Source organism: Geobacillus sp. CX412, assembly GCF_027942335.1.
Taxonomy (GTDB): Bacteria; Bacillota; Bacilli; order Bacillales; family Anoxybacillaceae; genus Parageobacillus_B; species Parageobacillus_B toebii.
This window is the reverse complement of the sequence record NZ_CP103461.1, coordinates 3172628-3191213: the sequence shown is the minus strand read 5'-3', so window position 1 is coordinate 3191213 and position 18586 is coordinate 3172628. Positions and strand designations below refer to the sequence as shown.

The window sequence follows — 18586 nt, the reverse complement described above, 5'->3', positions numbered from 1 at the left end:
ACGTGGCAGAAGCATATAAACAAGCGGGTGTGGATATTGAAGCAGGGTATAAGGCGGTCTCCTTGATGAAGCAGCATGTGCAAAAAACAATGCGCCCTGAAGTGCTCAGCGGATTAGGCGGTTTTGGCGGGATGTTCGATTTATCTTCACTCGGCTATCGCGAACCGGTGCTTATTTCCGGGACGGACGGAGTGGGGACAAAACTAAAAATCGCGTTTATGATGGACTGCCATGATACGATTGGAATCGATTGTGTGGCAATGTGTGTCAACGATATCGTTGTGCAAGGAGCAGAGCCGCTCTTTTTCCTTGACTATATCGCGTGCGGCAAAGCAATACCGGAAAAAATCGCGCAAATTGTCAAAGGAATCGCGGACGGCTGCGTCGAGGCCGGCTGTGCTCTTATTGGGGGAGAAACGGCGGAAATGCCGGGAATGTATGACGAAAATGAATATGATGTTGCCGGCTTTGCGGTCGGTATTGCCGAAAAGTCGAAGCTTGTTACCGGCAGTGCCATTCAAGCGGGAGATGCTCTCATCGGACTTGCATCAAACGGCATTCATAGCAACGGCTATTCGCTCGTTCGCTGCATCGTTTTCGAGCAGGCGAAACTTGCGCTTGATCGCGTCTATGAACCGCTTAGTGTTCCATTAGGAGAAGAACTATTAAAACCGACGCGCATTTATGTAAAACCGTTGCTTAACGTGATGAAACAATTTGAAATCAAAGGAATGGCGCATATTACTGGCGGCGGTTTTATCGAAAACATTCCACGTATGCTTCCGAAAGGATTAGGTGCGGAAATTGATTACGGTTCGTGGCCGATTCCGCCGGTTTTTGACCTCCTGCAAGAAAAAGGAAACCTTCTTCGCCGTGATATGTTTTCGATTTTTAATATGGGTATTGGCATGGTGCTGGCGGTAGATAGTGAAATGATTCATCCAGTGATCGCACGCTTAGAAGAACTTGGTGAGAAAGCGTATTTAATCGGCCGCGTGAAACAAGGAGAAGGCGTTTCGTTTGCCGGAGGGGCGATGTCATGAAAAATATCGCCATATTTGCTTCCGGCAGCGGAACGAATTTTCAAGCGATTGTCGATGCGGTGAAAAACGGAATTGTGCCAGCAAGAGTAGCGTTATTAGTATGCGACAAGCCGGGAGCGAAAGTGATTGAACGGGCGGAGCGGGAGCGAATCCCTACGTTCGTTTTTTCTCCGAAAGATTACGACTCAAAAGCCGAATTTGAACAAGCGATTTTAGCTGAGTTGCGAAAACACGAGATCGAATTTATCGCTCTTGCCGGTTATATGCGGCTCATTGGTCCAACATTGCTTGATGCATATGAAGGGAAAATCGTCAATATTCATCCTTCGCTGTTGCCGGCGTTCCCGGGAAAAGATGCGATTGGGCAGGCGTACCGCGCAGGAGTGAAAATAACTGGTGTGACGATCCATTATGTTGATGAAGGAATGGATACAGGACCAATCATTGCTCAACGCGCGATTGCCATTCACGAAGGAGAATCGCTAGCACAGCTAGAGGAGCGCATTCATGAAGTGGAACATGAGCTATATCCAGCTGTATTAAAAACATTACTCGAACATGATAGAAAGGATCGAGAATAATGGCAGTAAAACGGGCATTATTAAGTGTATCGAACAAAGAAGGAATCGTATCATTGGCGAAACAGTTAGTGGAACTCGGTGTGGAAATTATTTCAACAGGCGGAACGAAAAAAACGTTAGAAGAAGCGGGAGTTCCTGTCATAGGCATTTCTGATGTTACCGGATTTCCGGAAATTTTAGATGGGCGCGTCAAAACATTGCATCCGATGATCCATGGGGGACTTCTTGCGATTCGCGACAATGAGCGCCATCAAAGCGAGCTTCGCGAGCATCACATTACCCCAATTGACCTTGTTGTCGTCAATTTGTACCCGTTTCAACAAACGATCGCCAAAAGCGACGTGACGTTTGCCGAAGCGATCGAAAACATTGATATTGGCGGCCCGACGATGCTGCGGGCGGCGGCGAAAAACCATCAATATGTGACGGTTGTCGTTGACCCGGCCGACTATGATACGGTAGTGCAAGAACTAAAAAAACACGGAGATGTCTCGGCAGAAACGAAATTAAAGCTTGCGGCAAAAGTATTTCGCCATACAGCTGCGTACGATGCGATGATTGCGGAGTACTTAACGAATAAAACTGGAGAAGAGTATCCGGAATCATTGACGATCACTTTCGAGAAAAAACAAGCGTTGCGTTATGGGGAAAACCCTCACCAAACTGCGGCGTTTTACAAAAAACCGTTAGGCGCATCTTTCTCGATTGCCCAAGCAATGCAGCTGCATGGAAAAGAATTGTCATATAACAACATTAACGATGCGAATGCGGCATTGCAAATCGTCAAAGAATTTACCGAACCAGCCGCGGTGGCGGTGAAGCATATGAATCCGTGCGGTGTCGGTGTTGGCGCAACGATTTATGAAGCGTTCACCAAAGCGTACGAAGCGGATCCAACCTCGATTTTTGGCGGCATTATCGCCCTAAACCGCGAGGTCGATAAAGAAACCGCCGAAAAAATGCATGAAATCTTTTTAGAAATCGTGATTGCCCCATCGTTTAGCAAAGAAGCGCTCGATATTTTAACACAAAAGAAAAACATTCGCCTTCTTACCGTTGATTTCACGGCGCCAAACACGAAAGAGAAGCTGCTTGTTTCCGTACAAGGCGGATTGCTTGTTCAAGAAACGGATACGCATACGCTCGATGACGCGGAGATTAAAGTTGTAACGAAACGCGAGCCGACGGAACAAGAATGGGAAGCGTTGCGGTTTGCATGGAAAGTGGTGAAACATGTGAAATCGAACGCGATCGTGCTTGCAAAAGACGGAATGACCATCGGCGTCGGTGCCGGTCAAATGAATCGCGTCGGCGCGGCGAAAATTGCGATTGAACAAGCAGGGGAAAAAGCAAAAGGAGCCGTGCTTGCCTCTGACGCGTTTTTCCCAATGGATGATACGGTGGAGGCGGCAGCGAAAGCAGGAATCACAGCAATCATCCAGCCAGGCGGCTCGATTCGCGACGCCGATTCGATCAAAAAAGCAGATGAATACGGAATTGCCATGGTCTTTACAGGAATCCGCCATTTTAAACATTAAGTTGGAGGGAATAACATGAAAGTGCTTATTATCGGACGCGGCGGCAGGGAGCATGCGATTGCCTGGAAAGCCGCGCAAAGCCCGCTCGTAAGTAGGTTATATGCCGCCCCAGGCAATCCGGGGATCGCTCAAGTCGCCGAGCTCGTTTCGATTGATGAGCAGGATGTCGAAGCGCTTGTTCAGTTTGCAAAACAAGAGGGTATCGATCTTACGATCGTCGGTCCGGAAGCCCCGTTGCTTGCCGGTATTGTCGACCGTTTTGTGGAGGAAGGGCTGCGCATTTTCGGGCCACGCAAAGAAGCGGCATTGATCGAAGGAAGCAAGGCGTTCGCGAAAGAGATGATGAAAAAGTACGGCATTCCAACGTCGGAACATGCAACTTTCACTTCGTATGAAGAAGCAAAAGCGTATGTCGAGAAAAAAGGAGCGCCGATTGTCATTAAAGCGGACGGATTAGCGGCAGGAAAAGGGGTTATCGTTGCTGCGACGCTGCCGGAAGCAATGGAAGCACTAAGCGCGATGATGGTCGAAAAACGATTCGGCGAAGCGAGCAAGCAAGTAGTAATTGAAGAATATTTGGAGGGCGAAGAATTTTCGTTCATGGCGTTTGTCCATGGAGAGCGCGTTTATCCGATGGTCATTGCCCAAGATCATAAGCGGGCATATGACAATGATCAAGGACCAAATACAGGCGGAATGGGGGCATACTCTCCTGTACCGCAAATTTCAGCACAAACGATTGATGCGGCGCTTTCGCAAATTATCAAGCCGATGGCGAAAGCGATGGCCGCGGAAGGCAGGCCGTTTACCGGCGTGCTGTACGCTGGATTAATGGCAACAAAACAAGGACCAAAAGTCATCGAGTTTAACGCACGCTTTGGCGACCCGGAAGCGCAAGTCGTTTTGCCGCGTTTACAAAACGATTTGATTCAAGTGATTTTGGACTTGCTTGCGGACCGTGAAATAGAGCTTACATGGTCAGAAGAAGCAGTGATTGGCGTTGTCTTAGCAGCGAAAGGTTATCCAGGAAAATACGAGCGCGGAGCAGTTATTAAAGGATGGGAACAGTTAGGAGAAAGCGCACTGTTGTTCCACGCGGGAACGATGATGGAAAACGGCGCGTTATGCACAAACGGAGGACGCGTGTTGCTTGTTGCGGCGAAAGGGGAGACGCTAAAGCAAGCACAACAAACGGTATATGAGCGAATTTCCTATATTACATGCGATCAGCTGTTTTATCGCCGCGACATTGGAAATAAAGCTATCGAACGCGCTTTTTCCGCACGTACACAAATGTAAGAGCAATAATGCCGCCGATGAGGGATGCAAGTACAAATGACATATCTGTTATATATTCGAGTAACATTTCGAACACTCCTTCGGAAAGACTGGCGTCATCAAGCGCCAGTCTCTTTTTTAAGTAGGATTGAACATCGTTTCATCTTTTATACGTATCGATTGCTCACGGCGATTATTTTCAAATAAAGCGGTCATTGGACAAAAACGTGTAATCCCTTCTCCTACTTTCATTGCGGCAAGCAGCGCAACAATGAGATAAGAAGCGCACCAAGGCCGTCTTGTCATTTTTGCCGTTGCCCATGCAAGCATGGTCAAACCAAAAGTAATACGAATGAGCGCATTGACGATACCGATATTAGCCATCTCCATTTTTCCCTCCTTTTTCATTGTGAAAGCGACTTTAATGCGGTAAAATGATTACATGGCATGATTAGGAAAAAAGGGGACGAGATATAGATGAGCGAACAACGTTATCGTTGGAAAAGTTACGAATTGCGTGAACATGTTGCGATTATTGATGGAAAAAAATCACCGACAAAAGTGTTAACGAACGCGACTTATTTACATTCGTATTTTCGTGAATGGTTGAAAGGAAATATTTGGATATACAATGATCGAATTGTGTATGTCGGGGAACGGTTTCCCGATCGGGTCGATGATCAATGTGAAATCATCGATTGCAGCGGTTATATATTAGTTCCTGGTTATATTGAACCACATGCACATCCATTTCAATTATATAATCCCCATTCGTTTGCGCACTATGCATCGAAATATGGAACGACAACATTGATTAACGATAATTTATTCTTTTTGTTGCACTTATCAGATGATCAAGCCTTTTCTTTTTTAAAGAAAATGAATGCGCTTCCGTCATCGATGTACTGGTGGTGTCGATTGGATGGACAGACGGAGCTGGAGAAAGAAGAAGAACAGTTATCCAACGCCAGAGTAAAGCGGTGGCTGGAACAGGAAACGGTATTGCAAGGTGGCGAGCTAACAGGCTGGCCGAAGCTTCTTGCTGGGGATGATCTGATACTTCATTGGATTCAAGAAGCAAAGCGGTTAAGACGAAAAATTGAAGGGCATTTTCCTGGTGCTTCTGAGAAAACGCTTACAAAAATGATGCTTCTTGGTGCTGATAGCGATCATGAAGCGATGACAGGCAAAGAAGTATATATGCGGCTTTTGCACGGATATACCGTGTCATTACGCCATTCGTCCATTCGACCAGATTTACCGATGCTTTTACAAGAAATAAAGGAACTTGGCATTCATCAGTATGATAAGTTGATTCTCACGACGGACGGATCGCCGCCATCGTTTTATGAAGAAGGAGTCATGGACCGCTTGATTCGCATTGCGTTGGAGCATGGTATTCCTGTTATTGACGCATACAATATGGCTACGGTGAACGTTGCTCGCCATTACGGAATAGAGCACCTTCACGGAAGCATTGCGACAGGAAGAATAGCAAACATTAACTTTTTGCGTGCGAAAGAAGATCCAACCCCTGTGCAAGTACTTGCGAAAGGACAATGGGTAAAGAGAGAGGGAGAGGACTCGATTACATGGCCATCGATCTCGTGGAGCGACTATGGAATGGAGCCGCTTCGCTTATCTTGGCATTTAACAATGGATGATTTACAATTTTCGATGCCAATAGGAATGTATATGGAAAACTCGGTGATTATGAAGCCATATTCAATTTCGATCGATACTTCTCGTGACGAACTGTCCACCGATCATGATGAAAGCTTTTTAGTACTGATGGATCGCCATGGGAAATGGCGTGTCAATACGATATTGAAAGGATTCGCTGCTGGTGTTCACGGACTTGTTAGCTCCTATTCGACTACAGGGGATATTATTTTAATCGGAAAAAGCAAGAAGGATATGTTTCTTGCTTTCCAACGAATGAGTGAAATCGGTGGCGGAATTGTATTAGTGGAAAATGGTGAAATCATTCACGAAATTCCGCTATCTCTCCATGGCATGATGTCGAAACAAAGCGTAGAACAGCTGATCGATGAGGAGAAAAAGTTCGTTGAATTATTAAAACAGCGCGGATATCGTTTTGTGGATCCAATTTATTCGCTATTCTTTTTACAATCGACACATTTGCCGTATGTGCGTATTACACAACGGGGAATTTATGATGTAATGAACAAAACAGTACTCTTTCCGCCGATAATGCGTTAAAATAGAAAAGAAAAAGGTTGTGTGGCTGTTGAGAAAACGTTGGCTTGTTTTATTTAGTGCGCTGTACCTTTTTATGGGCGGTTGTATGCATGAATTAAAAGCACCTCAGCCGAAACCGTCGCCCGTAGAAACACCAAAACAACAGAACATTTCCACACAGGAAGTGTTTCCGCTAACCGGGCTGCCAGCGGAAGGAGCGGTGAACCATCGCGTTATTGCGGTAATGGTGAACAATCATCCAAAAGCGCGGCCACAGTCAGGACTGCAAAAGGCAGATATCGTTTATGAGGTGCTCGCTGAAGGGGATATTACACGGCTTTTAGCGTTATATCAAAGCGAATTTCCGAAAAAAGTAGGCCCTGTGCGCAGTGCGCGCGACTACTATATCGAGCTAAGCAATGGTTATCATGCGCTTTACGTTTGCCACGGTTGGAGTCCAGAGGCAAAAGCGATGCTGGAATCAGGGACAACCGATTATTTAAACGGTTTGTTTTACGACGGAACGTTGTTTAAGCGTGTTTCCTTTCGAACAGCGCCGCATAATTCATATATCACGTTTGCCAATATCAAAAAGGGAGCGGCTGAGAAAGGATATTTGCTTCAAGACCATATCGATCCGCTTCCATTTCGCATCGATGCCCCGAAAGGAGAACAGGTGGACAAAATCGACATTATGTATTCTCACCGTGGCTATGCTCAAGTGCAGTACAAATATGTGCCGGATCAAAAAAGCTATTTCCGCTATAGTGCGGGCGAACAAACCATTGATTATGATACGCATGATCCTATCCAAATTCAAAACGTATTGGTTATTGCGGCGAAGCATAATGTTATCGATTCATCGGGGCGACGCAGTATTGATCTAGTTTCTGGCGGAAGCGGATATTTATTTCAAAACGGAATCGTCAAACAAATCGAATGGGAAAATGTGAACGGGCGCATTTTGCCATATGAAAATGGAGCACCAGTCGGCTTTATGCCAGGCAAAACGTGGATCAATGTTGTTCCGGACTTAAACATAGTAAAGTGGTAAGGGAGGAAATATTATGCAAATCGATAAATTACGCGGCAGGGAAGTGGACCAGCTGTTTAAAGCGATTCTTTCCCTGCGTGACTTAGAGGAGTGCTACCGCTTTTTTGACGATTTATGCACGGTCAATGAAATTCAATCGCTAGCACAGCGCCTAGAAGTAGCGCGTATGCTTCGCGAGGGATATACGTATCATAAAATCGAAACGGAAACAGGAGCGAGCACCGCGACGATTTCACGCGTGAAACGTTGTTTAAACTATGGAAACGACGCTTATGCGATGGCGTTAGACCGCATTAAAGAAGAAGAGAAACAACATTCCGAAGAAGCAAATAACGCACAACAGAAGTAAGCAAGGAGATTCCTTCCAAAGAAAAGGAACTCCTTTTCTTTTTGCCGATTTGTTATAATGAAAAAATGGATAAATCAATGGAGGGTTTTCTATATGTACGATATTCGCCAATGGCGTCATGTGTTTAAGTTAGATCCAAACAAAGGAATTAGTGACGAACAGCTTGAACGCATTTGTGAATCAGGAACAGATGCAGTCATTGTCGGCGGAACGGACGATGTTACATTGGAAAACGTCCTGGAGCTTTTGGCGCGAATCCGCCGTTTTTCCGTTCCATGTGTCCTGGAAATATCAAATCTTGAGTCAGTGACACCGGGATTTGATTTTTATTTTGTCCCAATGGTATTAAACAGCCGCGAAAAGAAATGGATTATCGATTTGCATCATGAAGCGGTAAAACAATTTGGCGACATGATGAACTGGGATGAAATTTTTATGGAAGGGTATTGCATCTTACATAAAAATTGCAAAGCAGCAATGCTTACGGATGCGAATACGGAACTTCAAGAAGATGATGTTGTTGCGTATGCGCGCATAGCGGAGCATATGTATCGGCTGCCAATTTTTTATTTAGAATATAGCGGTTCATACGGAAATCCTGAGCTAGTACAGCGCGTAAAACATGTGTTGAAACAAACGCAATTGTTTTACGGCGGCGGAATCGAAACGGAAAAACAGGCAAAAGAAATGGCACAATATGCTGACACGATCGTCGTAGGCAATGTCATTTACGAAGATATAAAAAAGGCGCTTGCGACCGTAAAAGCAGTGAAACAGTAAATTTGTCGATATGAAAAAAGTGGTGTAAAATAGAACATATGTTTTCTGGTGGTGATCAATATGAATTTTTTGTCGGAAAAATTACTCGCTAACTTAAATGAACAGCAACAAGCAGCGGTAAAGACGACGGAAGGGCCGCTTCTCATTATGGCGGGGGCGGGGAGCGGGAAAACGCGTGTATTGACGCATCGGATCGCTTATCTAATGGCGGAAAAACGCGTCGCACCGTGGAATATTTTAGCGATTACATTTACAAATAAGGCGGCGCGTGAAATGAAGGAACGCGTGCAGGGACTTCTTGGCGGAGCAGCCGAGGAAATTTGGATTTCCACGTTTCACTCCATGTGTGTCCGCATTTTGCGCCGCGATATTGATCGCATCGGCATTGACCGCAATTTTTCCATTTTAGATACGACCGACCAACTCTCTGTTTTAAAAAATATTTTAAAAGAAAAAAACATCGATCCGAAAAAATTTGATCCACGCGCGATACTCGGCACGATCAGCAATGCGAAAAATGAATTGCTCACCCCTGAAAAGTTCGCGAAAAAGGTGAGCAGCTACTATGAAAAAATCGTCAGCGACGTATACGAAGAATATCAGAAGCGGCTTTTGCGCAACCATGCGCTCGATTTTGACGACTTAATTATGACAACCATTCAATTGTTTGAGCGTGTGCCGGAAGTGTTGGAACATTATCAATATAAATTTCAATACATTCATATTGACGAGTATCAAGATACAAACCGGGCGCAATATGTGCTTGTCAAAATGCTTGCGTCGCGTTTTAAAAACATATGTGTCGTTGGCGATGCGGATCAGTCGATTTACCGCTGGCGCGGAGCAGATATTCAAAACATTTTATCGTTTGAAAAAGATTATCCGAACGCGAAAGTCATCTTGCTTGAGCAAAACTATCGCTCCACCAAGCGGATTTTACAAGCGGCAAACGAAGTCATTGAACACAACGTGAACCGTAAGCCGAAAAAACTATGGACGGAAAACCCGGAAGGACAAAAAATCGTCTATTACGAAGCGATGAACGAATCGGATGAAGCGCAATTTGTTGTTGGTAAAATAAAAGAATATGTGGACAGCGGAAAACGCCGATATTCTGATTTTGCCATTTTATATCGCACGAACGCTCAATCGCGGGTCATGGAAGAAGTGCTTTTGAAGTCGAACATTCCTTACCAAATTGTCGGCGGTTTGAAGTTCTATGACCGTAAAGAAATTAAAGATGTTTTGGCATATTTGCGGGTGATTGCAAACCCGAATGATGATATTAGTTTGCTGCGCATCATTAATGTGCCGAAACGCGGCATCGGTGTTTCCTCGATCGATAAAATCGTAAGCTATGCTTCCGAAAACGGATTATCGGTATTTGAAGCGCTCGGTGAACTAGAACATATCGGACTTTCTGCCCGCACCGCTGCTTCATTGATCGAATTTCGACGTCAGCTCGAACAATGGGCGCAGCTGCAAGAATATGTTTCTGTCACAGAACTAGTCGAAGAAGTGTTGGACAAGTCTGGTTATCGAGAGATGCTGAAAGCGGAAAAAACGTTGGAGGCGCAAAGCCGATTAGAAAACATCGATGAGTTTTTATCGGTAACGAAACATTTTGAAAATGTAAGCGAAGATAAGTCATTAATTGCGTTTTTAACAGACTTGGCATTAATTTCTGACATTGATCAGTTAAATGAAACAAACGGCGAAAATCAGGATGCGGTAGTGTTAATGACGCTCCATTCGGCAAAAGGGCTGGAATTTCCGGTTGTCTTTTTAATCGGGATGGAAGAAGGTATTTTTCCTCATAGCCGTTCACTTGACGATGGAGACGAAATGGAAGAAGAACGTCGCCTCGCTTACGTCGGGATCACCCGCGCGGAAGAAGAGCTGTTTTTAACGAGCGCGCAAATGCGGACATTGTTTGGATATACAAATATAAATCCGGTATCCCGTTTTATTCGCGAAATTCCAGAAGAGCTAGTGGAACGGGTAAACAAAAGAACGCCATGGACATCGGCCGCGGCGGGAAAACAAACGACTGTCCGTAAAATCGCAATCGCCTCTTCTACTGGCGGAGAAGCGATCCCTTGGAAAGTTGGAGATAAAGTCGAACATAAAAAATGGGGAATCGGCACCGTTGTCAGCGTTCGCGGAGAAGGGGAGGATAAAGAGCTTGACATCGCGTTCCCAAGCCCGATTGGTATTAAACGGCTGCTTGCGAAATTTGCTCCGATTACAAAGGTGTAAGAAAGGAGAAACCGAAAATGGACCGACAAGCTGCGATGAAACGAATCGAAGAGCTTCGAGAGCTTTTAAATAAATACAATTATGAATACTATGTTCTGGACCGTCCGTCTGTACCGGATGCGGAATATGATCGGCTGATGCAAGAGCTCATCGCATTAGAAGAACAATATCCGGATTTAAAAACGAAAGACTCTCCGTCGCAACGCGTGGGCGGGCAGGCGTTAGATGCGTTTCAAAAGTGGAACATCGCACGCCGATGCTAAGCCTTGCGAACGCGTTTAACGAAGGTGATTTGCGCGATTTTGACCGCCGTGTGCGTCAAGAAGTCGGCGATGATGTCGCCTATGTGTGCGAGCTGAAAATCGATGGGCTGGCTGTTTCCGTCCGCTACGAAGACGGCTATTTTGTCCAAGGAGCGACGCGCGGCGACGGGGTGACCGGCGAAGATATTACGGAGAACTTAAAAACGATTCGTTCCTTGCCGCTTCGTCTGAACGAACCCGTGACATTAGAAGCGCGCGGCGAAGCCTACATGCCGAAAGCGTCGTTTGAGCGATTGAACGAACAGAGACGCAATCGCGGGGAAGAGCTGTTTGCCAATCCGCGCAACGCCGCCGCAGGTTCTTTGCGTCAGTTGGATCCGAAAATCGCCGCATCGCGTCACCTGGATTTATTTGTATACGGCCTTGCCAACGCGGAAGAATTAGGAATTGATTCTCATAGCGCGGCGCTCGATTATTTGCAGCAGCTTGGGTTTAAAACAAACCCGGAACGCCGCCGCTGTGCTAATATCGATGAAGTCATTCAATTTGTGAATGAATGGCATGAAAAACGCTCGCATCTACCTTATGAAATCGATGGGATTGTAGTGAAGGTGGATTCATTTGAGCAGCAAAAACAACTAGGTGCGACCGCGAAAAGTCCGCGTTGGGCCATTGCTTATAAATTCCCGGCTGAGGAAGTGGTAACGAAACTGATTGGCATCGAATTAAGCGTCGGGCGCACAGGAGTCGTTACCCCGACAGCGATTTTAGAGCCGGTGCGCGTTGCAGGTACAACGGTACAACGCGCCACCCTTCATAATGAGGATTTTATTCGCCAGAAAGATATCCGCATTGGTGATTCGGTCATCATCAAAAAAGCGGGGGATATTATTCCAGAAGTAGTGAATGTCGTGCCAGACCGGCGGACGGGAGAAGAAGTGCCGTTTGTCATGCCGACCCATTGCCCGGAATGTGCAAGTGAACTAGTTCGTTTAGATGGTGAAGTGGCGCTCCGGTGTATTAACCCGAAATGTCCAGCGCAAATTCGCGAAGGATTAATTCACTTCGTATCACGTCAAGCGATGAACATCGAGGGACTTGGCGAAAAGGTCATTTCCCAGCTATTCCGTGAAGGACTCATTCATGATGTTGCGGATATTTATCGATTGACGAAGGAGCAGCTCATCCCTTTAGAACGTATGGGGGAAAAATCGGCAGCCAATTTACTCCATGCCATTGAAGCGTCCAAACAAAATTCGCTAGAACGTCTTCTCTTCGGTCTCGGCATTCGCCATGTCGGCGCAAAAGCCGCCAAAGTGTTAGCGGAACATTTTGAAACAATGGATCGTCTGCAAACAGCGACAAAAGAAGAATTAATGGCAATTCACGAGATTGGTGAAAAAATGGCTGATTCGATTGTCACGTATTTTGCGAAACCGGAAGTAAAAGAACTTCTAAACGAACTGCGCGCTTACGGTGTCAACATGGAATACAAGGGCCCGAAAACGCCAAAACCTGGCGATGTTCATTCATATTTTGCAGGAAAAACAGTTGTATTAACAGGAAAACTTGAATCATTGTCGCGCAATGAGGCAAAAGAAAAAATTGAACAGCTTGGCGGCAAAGTCACTGGCAGTGTGAGCAAAAATACAGATTTAGTCATTGCCGGAGCAGATGCAGGCTCGAAGCTTGCGAAAGCACAGCAGCTTAACATCGAGATTTGGGATGAAGCGAGATTTCTTCAAGAAATTGAACAAAATAAGTAGGTGTGGAAAAATGAAGAAACGGATGATCATATTCACTGCACTTCTTCTTTTCCTTTCTTCCTGCGCTCCAAAATTTGATGAGGAAGAGGTAGTACAGAAGAAAGACAATAAGGAGCAAAAAGCAGTGATTCCAAAATATAACATTTCCGATTCTTATTACCGTGTTGTGCTGCCGTTTAAAGTCTCAGGAGCACGGGGAGAAGTAGTAGAAGATTTAAATACCCGTTTGGATGTGGATGAATTTGAAACAGGGCTTATGCGTGTAGCACAAGACCGCTTTTCTCCAGAAGAATATTTATTCCAAGAAGGGCAATACTTAGATAAAAAAACGGTGAAACGTTGGCTGAAAAGAGAACGGACTCCTAGTCAGCTAAAAAGAGAAAAGATGAAGCCTTCCGAAAACGTCGGCTTAAATCCACCTATTAGCGACAGCGGAACGAATGAAGAAAAAAATAAAAAAAGCCCGATTTATTTAGCAAGCATTTTGGAGCATGATTATTTAGTCAAAACGAGTGACAATAAAGTAAAATTAGGCGGAGTAGCCATTGGATTAGCATTAAATTCCGTTCATTACTACGAAACGGAACAAGGCTATCCGCGCGAGGTAAAAATCAAAGATGATGTTATTGAAAAGGAAGGAAAACGAATCGCAGCGGAAGTTCTTTCCCGCCTTCGCCATATCAAAGAGTTGAAAGAGGTTCCGATTACGATCGCGCTGTTCAAACAAGCGCCAAAATCTTCGGTTATTCCAGGCAACTTTTTCGCTGTTGCGCATGTGGATGAAGGAAGCGATACGATTGACGAATGGAAAGCCATTCATGAAGAGTACTATTTATTTCCATCCGATGAAGCGCAAAAAAACCATCGGGATGACTGGTTAAAGTTTAACAATTTTAAATCGGATATTGAGGAATTTTTCCCAAATTACACAGGAGTTGTCGGAAAAGCGCTATACCGTAATGATCAACTGCAACAGCTGACGATTAACATCTCGATGCCGTTTTACGGAAAAGCGGAAGTGATAGGATTTACCCAATATGTTACAGGCCTGGTCATGGAAAAGTTTCCGAATTATATTAATGTAAACGTCTATATTTCTTCTGTAGGTGGACCGGAAAGCATTATTATTCGTCAAGCGAAGGCAGATCAACCTTTTGTTCATATTTACCAATAATTTTTTTGCTTTTGCAAAAAATTGAATAACGTTTCTTTATCCGTTAGAATGATAGATGTAGGCTGTAAACGCTTTTTTCGTAATCTGACCAAAGGGGGAAAATCATTGATGGTACAACCTTATAAGCATGAACCACTTACAGACTTTACCGTAGAAGCGAATCGAAAAGCGTTTGAAGAAGCGTTGAAAAAAGTCGAGGCGGAACTTGGCAAAGACTATCCTTTAATTATTGGCGGTGAACGGGTTACAACCGACGAGAAAATCGTTTCAATTAACCCTGCGAATAAGACAGAAGTAATCGGCCGTGTGTCGAAAGCGAATAAAGAACTTGCGGAAAAAGCGATGAAAGTTGCCGATGAAGCGTTTAAATGGTGGAGCAAAACAAAACCGGAGGCGCGTGCAGATATTTTATTCCGCGCTGCTGCGATTGTGCGCCGCCGCAAACATGAATTTTCGGCATTGATGGTAAAAGAAGCGGGTAAACCGTGGAAAGAAGCGGATGCGGATACGGCGGAAGCGATTGACTTTATGGAATATTACGCTCGCCAAATGTTGAAATTAAAAGACGGCATTCCAGTAGAAAGCCGCCCGGGCGAAACAAACCGTTTCTTCTATATTCCGCTTGGCGTCGGCGTTGTCATTTCGCCGTGGAACTTCCCGTTTGCGATTATGGCTGGTACGACCGTCGCATCGCTTGTTACCGGCAATACGGTACTGCTCAAGCCAGCGAGCGCTACCCCAGTAGTTGCTTACAAATTCGCAGAAGTATTGGAAGAAGCAGGGCTTCCTGCGGGAGTATTAAACTACATTCCAGGAAGCGGTGCGGAAGTTGGCGATTACTTAGTAGACCATCCGCGCACTCGCTTTATTAGCTTCACTGGTTCCCGCGATGTCGGCATCCGCATTTATGAGCGTGCGGCGAAAGTGCATCCAGGCCAAATTTGGCTCAAACGCGTTATCGCCGAAATGGGCGGTAAAGATGGTATTGTTGTCGACAAAGAAGCGGATTTAGAATTAGCGGCACAATCGATTGTCGCATCTGCGTTTGGTTTCTCCGGCCAAAAATGTTCGGCTTGCTCGCGCGCCATTATCGTCGAAGATGTGTATGATCAAGTATTAAATCGCGTTGTGGAGTTGACAAAGCAATTAAAAGTCGGCGATCCAGCGGAACAAAGCACATTTATGGGTCCAGTCATCGACCAATCGGCATACAACAAAATTATGGAATATATCGAAATCGGCAAAAAAGAAGGACGTCTCATGACAGGCGGCGAAGGGGACGATTCCAAAGGCTTCTTCATTCAACCAACCGTATTTGCTGATGTCGATCCAAATGCTCGCATCATGCAAGAAGAAATTTTTGGTCCAGTTGTCGCGTTTACGAAAGCGAAAGATTTCGATCATGCGCTTGAAATCGCCAACAACACCGAATACGGCTTAACTGGCGCCGTCATCTCCCGCAATCGCGCCAACCTTGAAAAAGCGCGCGAAGAATTCCATGTCGGCAACCTTTACTTCAACCGCGGCTGCACAGGCGCCATCGTTGGATACCAACCGTTCGGCGGCTTCAACATGTCCGGCACCGACTCGAAAGCGGGCGGCCCTGACTACTTAATTCTTCATATGCAAGCAAAAACAGTATCAGAAATGTTTTAATGAAAAACCCTCTCTGCGCAGGCAGGGAGGGTTTTTTGTGCTGGCGCGGTTCCTTGAATTTAAACATTTTTTATTGATTCTCACGTTACGTGAAGTTTTATGATAGTGTCAGAAGGGGGGAGAAATATGAAGAAGGTGTATCCAATCGGTGAGTTTGCGAAAAAAACAGGCCAAACAATACGAACTCTTCACTATTATGATGAAATAGGGATTTTGAAACCATCGCATGTATCGAGTTCTGGACGCCGATTTTACAGTGAAGATGAGATCATTGCATTGCAAAAGATTGTGGCACTGAAGTTTTTAGGTTTTTCCCTTGAGGAAATTAAAAATTTTATGCAAGAAGAAAAATGGGATTTAAAAGAATCGCTTGCTTTTCAAAAAAAGCTTTTGCTGCAAAAGCGTGAACATATTGACCGTGTCATAAAGGCAGTGACGCATGCCCAGCATCTTATCGAAGAACGAGAAACGGTTGATCCGAATATGTTTTGCATGCTGATTAACTCTATCCAAATGGAAAATAAACATAAAGAATGGCTGAAACAATTTATGCCAGATGAAACAGTGGAAAAAATGTTTGACATTAGCGAAGAAAAACAGTTGGAATATGGGAAGAAGCTGCTTGAAATTTTCGAAAAGCTAAAAGAGTGCTATGGAAAAGATCCGAGCGATAACGATGTGCAATCGCTGATAGAAAAACTTTTCTCTATCGCAAAAGAAGTTGCAAAAGAAGTTTTCGATGAAGATTTATCACTATTTCATTGGAAAGGGGATGAACTTGCAGAAGAGCCAATGCTGTTTTCATCTCCTTTTTCCAAAGAAGAAGAGGAATGGGTGGCAAAAGCTATAGAAATATTTTTAGCGAAAGAAGGAGTAGATTGGAATGAAGAAGAATCGTGATATGCCGATAGACAATTGGCAATCTTTCTGGGAGTTAATCAAGAGCACGAATCCGCCAAAATGGATTTTTGTCACTGCTATTACTCTTAGTTTGATCGAGACAGGGGTTGGACTCATCGTACCATGGTTTACGAAATCTCTTGTTGACCAGATCGCTGCATCTACGGTAGAACCATCGATTATTATTTTACTTGCGGCTTCATTTATTTTGCAAACGATCACTTCCGGCTTTTCTTATTACTTCCTCACCTATATTGGGGAATATGTGGTGGCGGCGATTCGTAAAAAGGTTTGGAATCAAGTTTTATTATTGCCTATTTCTTTTTTCGACAATCACCAATCTGGAGAAACGATGAGCCGAATTACTCAAGATACCAACACGGTAAAAATGCTAATCACCCAACATTTAGTTACGTTTCTGACTGGATTGATCTCGGTCGGAGGGGCTGTTAGCATTCTCCTTATTATCGACTGGAAAATGACCCTTATGATGGTGACGGCCGTTCCAGTTTCGCTCCTCATTCTCTGGCCGCTTGGGCAAAAAATGTACAAAATTTCAAAAGCTACCCAAGATGAAATGGCCAGTTTTTCAGCCAATCTTGGCAGAGTGTTATCCGATATTCGTCTTGTTAAAGCTTATTGTGCAGAGAAAGAGGAGCAAAAAAACGGGGAACTAGGGATTTTTCATTTGTTTCAATTTGGGCTGAAAGAAGCGAGAATACAGGCTGTCATTTCCCCGTTTATGACATTTGTGATGATGCTCGTTTTAGTCGTTTTAATCGGTTATGGCGGCGTTCGTGTAGCCTCAGGCACGCTTTCATCCGGCTCGCTTGTCGCCATCATTATTTACATGGTTCAAATCGTTGTTCCGTTTAGTCAGATGGCTGTATTTTTCACTTCATTTCAAAAAGCAATGGGCGCAACAGAACGAATCCAACGCATTTTATCTTTAGAGAAAGAACCAAGCGGCAGCTTGCCTGCGGTGCAAAATCCTGAGCAAGACATACATTTCCGAAATGTTTCCTTTTCTTATAAAAAAGGGGAGCCTGTACTCAAACAAGTAACGCTCACTATTCCTTCAGGGAAAACAACAGCTATTGTTGGTCCGAGCGGCGCCGGAAAAACGACATTGTTTGCTTTGTTAGAACGATTTTACACACCCGATGAAGGAGAAATATTGCTAGGGGAAACCAATATTGAAGATTTTGACTTGTATTCGTGGCGCAGTCAAATCGGTTATGTTTCTCAAGAAAGTCCAATGATGTCAGGAACGATCCGCGACAACATTTGCTATGGGCTAAATAAAGACGTGACTGATGAAGAAATAGAACGGGCAGCCAAACTGGCAAATGCAGCGGAATTTATCGAACGGCTTCCAAACGGATATTTGACGGAAGTCGGGGAACGGGGAATCAAATTATCAGGTGGACAGCGGCAGAGAATTGCCATTGCCCGCGCTCTTATACGCAATCCGAAAATTCTTCTCCTTGACGAAGCAACCTCAAACCTGGACAGCTCATCGGAAGTTCTTGTTCAAAAGGCCTTGCAGCGGCTGATGGAAGGAAGAACAACACTTGTCATTGCTCATCGCCTCTCAACCGTTGTCAATGCAGACCAAATCGTTGTATTAGAGAATGGGACCATCACTGGGGTCGGAACACACAGCGAATTGCTGCAAACTCATCCGCTCTACAGAGAACTGGCCGAACAACAACTACAAACAATGTCAGAGTAAACAAAAAA

At 44.8% G+C, this 18586-nt stretch carries 15 protein-coding genes and 1 pseudogene; 14 read left to right on the top strand and 2 right to left on the bottom strand.

All coding sequences use genetic code 11. From position 1 onward, the window contains the following. The first annotated feature begins 2 nt into the window (after window positions 1-2). Genes purM through purD form a run of 4 tightly spaced genes read left to right on the top strand, consistent with a single transcriptional unit; the run spans window position 3 to window position 4461 of the window. Window positions 3-1043: a phosphoribosylformylglycinamidine cyclo-ligase gene (purM, locus tag NXM86_RS16595; protein WP_081189525.1), complete on the top strand. Its 1041-nt coding sequence runs from the start codon at window positions 3-5 to the stop codon at window positions 1041-1043. Next, a complete protein-coding gene (gene purN / locus NXM86_RS16590; RefSeq protein ID WP_108430249.1) occupies window positions 1040-1624 on the top strand; it encodes a phosphoribosylglycinamide formyltransferase in 585 nt (194 codons plus the stop codon). Before purM ends, purN begins: the two co-directional genes overlap by 4 nt. Next, complete coding sequence (gene purH, locus NXM86_RS16585) at window positions 1624-3162, top strand: bifunctional phosphoribosylaminoimidazolecarboxamide formyltransferase/IMP cyclohydrolase (protein ID WP_081189526.1); 1539 nt, start codon at window positions 1624-1626, stop codon at window positions 3160-3162. Before purN ends, purH begins: the two co-directional genes overlap by 1 nt. Before the next feature lie 15 nt (window positions 3163-3177). Then, window positions 3178-4461 carry a phosphoribosylamine--glycine ligase gene (gene purD / locus NXM86_RS16580; protein ID WP_375216787.1) on the top strand — a complete coding sequence of 428 codons (1284 nt, stop codon included), beginning with the start codon at window positions 3178-3180 and terminating at the stop codon, window positions 4459-4461. Here the strand turns inward: purD and NXM86_RS16575 are convergent. Both NXM86_RS16575 and NXM86_RS16570 read right to left on the bottom strand, forming a co-directional pair. Then, window positions 4424-4504 (bottom strand): EYxxD motif small membrane protein, encoded by an 81-nt coding sequence (locus NXM86_RS16575; RefSeq protein ID WP_338049574.1) that lies wholly within the window; start codon window positions 4502-4504, stop codon window positions 4424-4426. The two genes, purD and NXM86_RS16575, sit on opposite strands and share 38 nt — an antisense overlap. A 74-nt stretch (window positions 4505-4578) precedes the next feature. Then, complete coding sequence (locus NXM86_RS16570; RefSeq protein WP_041269786.1) at window positions 4579-4824, bottom strand: YgaP family membrane protein; 246 nt, start codon at window positions 4822-4824, stop codon at window positions 4579-4581. Between the two features lie 93 nt (window positions 4825-4917). On the opposite strand from NXM86_RS16570, the gene NXM86_RS16565 reads away from it, so the two are divergent. From NXM86_RS16565 to NXM86_RS16520, 10 genes and pseudogenes are all read left to right on the top strand, one after another. Next, on the top strand, window positions 4918-6663 hold the full coding sequence (locus NXM86_RS16565) for an adenine deaminase C-terminal domain-containing protein (RefSeq protein ID WP_498958355.1): 1746 nt from the start codon (window positions 4918-4920) through the stop codon (window positions 6661-6663). 73 nt (window positions 6664-6736) lie between these two features. Further along, a complete protein-coding gene (locus NXM86_RS16560; RefSeq protein ID WP_498959057.1) occupies window positions 6737-7696 on the top strand; it encodes a DUF3048 domain-containing protein in 960 nt (319 codons plus the stop codon). A gap of 13 nt (window positions 7697-7709) precedes the next feature. Continuing rightward, entirely contained in the window at window positions 7710-8045 is a 336-nt protein-coding gene (locus tag NXM86_RS16555) for a YerC/YecD family TrpR-related protein (protein ID WP_062755932.1), read from the top strand. Window positions 8046-8138: 93 nt separating this feature from the next. After that, window positions 8139-8825 (top strand): heptaprenylglyceryl phosphate synthase, encoded by a 687-nt coding sequence (gene pcrB / locus NXM86_RS16550; RefSeq protein WP_498958354.1) that lies wholly within the window; start codon window positions 8139-8141, stop codon window positions 8823-8825. Between the two features lie 60 nt (window positions 8826-8885). Then, a complete protein-coding gene (pcrA, locus tag NXM86_RS16545; RefSeq protein WP_498958353.1) occupies window positions 8886-11084 on the top strand; it encodes a DNA helicase PcrA in 2199 nt (732 codons plus the stop codon). Between the two features lie 17 nt (window positions 11085-11101). Further along, window positions 11102-13113, top strand: a pseudogene (gene ligA, locus NXM86_RS16540) (NAD-dependent DNA ligase LigA). A gap of 10 nt (window positions 13114-13123) precedes the next feature. Further along, entirely contained in the window at window positions 13124-14287 is a 1164-nt protein-coding gene (locus NXM86_RS16535) for a CamS family sex pheromone protein (protein ID WP_089096766.1), read from the top strand. Between the two features lie 108 nt (window positions 14288-14395). Further along, entirely contained in the window at window positions 14396-15943 is a 1548-nt protein-coding gene (pruA, locus tag NXM86_RS16530; RefSeq protein ID WP_062755927.1) for an L-glutamate gamma-semialdehyde dehydrogenase, read from the top strand. A gap of 126 nt (window positions 15944-16069) precedes the next feature. After that, window positions 16070-16843 (top strand): MerR family transcriptional regulator, encoded by a 774-nt coding sequence (locus tag NXM86_RS16525; protein WP_062678529.1) that lies wholly within the window; start codon window positions 16070-16072, stop codon window positions 16841-16843. Then, the gene (locus tag NXM86_RS16520) at window positions 16827-18578 is read left to right on the top strand and encodes an ABC transporter ATP-binding protein (RefSeq protein WP_498958351.1); all 1752 of its coding nucleotides are present in this window, start codon (window positions 16827-16829) and stop codon (window positions 18576-18578) included. Before NXM86_RS16525 ends, NXM86_RS16520 begins: the two co-directional genes overlap by 17 nt. The last annotated feature ends 8 nt before the right edge of the window (window positions 18579-18586 follow it).

Bases quoted from the DNA above. Each gene is read 5' to 3' on its own strand.
- NXM86_RS16555 (WP_062755932.1), top strand. From the start codon at position 7,710: ATGCAAATCGATAAATTACGCGGCAGGGAAGTGGACCAGCTGTTTAAA.
- NXM86_RS16535 (WP_089096766.1), top strand. From the start codon at position 13,124: ATGAAGAAACGGATGATCATATTCACTGCACTTCTTCTTTTCCTTTCT.
- pcrA (WP_498958353.1), top strand. From the start codon at position 8,886: ATGAATTTTTTGTCGGAAAAATTACTCGCTAACTTAAATGAACAGCAA.
- purN (WP_108430249.1), top strand. From the start codon at position 1,040: ATGAAAAATATCGCCATATTTGCTTCCGGCAGCGGAACGAATTTTCAA.
- pcrB (WP_498958354.1), top strand. From the start codon at position 8,139: ATGTACGATATTCGCCAATGGCGTCATGTGTTTAAGTTAGATCCAAAC.
- NXM86_RS16525 (WP_062678529.1), top strand. From the start codon at position 16,070: ATGAAGAAGGTGTATCCAATCGGTGAGTTTGCGAAAAAAACAGGCCAA.
- NXM86_RS16570 (WP_041269786.1), bottom strand. From the start codon at position 4,824: ATGGCTAATATCGGTATCGTCAATGCGCTCATTCGTATTACTTTTGGT.
- pruA (WP_062755927.1), top strand. From the start codon at position 14,396: ATGGTACAACCTTATAAGCATGAACCACTTACAGACTTTACCGTAGAA.
- NXM86_RS16565 (WP_498958355.1), top strand. From the start codon at position 4,918: ATGAGCGAACAACGTTATCGTTGGAAAAGTTACGAATTGCGTGAACAT.
- NXM86_RS16575 (WP_338049574.1), bottom strand. From the start codon at position 4,504: ATGTCATTTGTACTTGCATCCCTCATCGGCGGCATTATTGCTCTTACA.
- NXM86_RS16560 (WP_498959057.1), top strand. From the start codon at position 6,737: ATGGGCGGTTGTATGCATGAATTAAAAGCACCTCAGCCGAAACCGTCG.
- NXM86_RS16520 (WP_498958351.1), top strand. From the start codon at position 16,827: ATGAAGAAGAATCGTGATATGCCGATAGACAATTGGCAATCTTTCTGG.
- purD (WP_375216787.1), top strand. From the start codon at position 3,178: ATGAAAGTGCTTATTATCGGACGCGGCGGCAGGGAGCATGCGATTGCC.
- purH (WP_081189526.1), top strand. From the start codon at position 1,624: ATGGCAGTAAAACGGGCATTATTAAGTGTATCGAACAAAGAAGGAATC.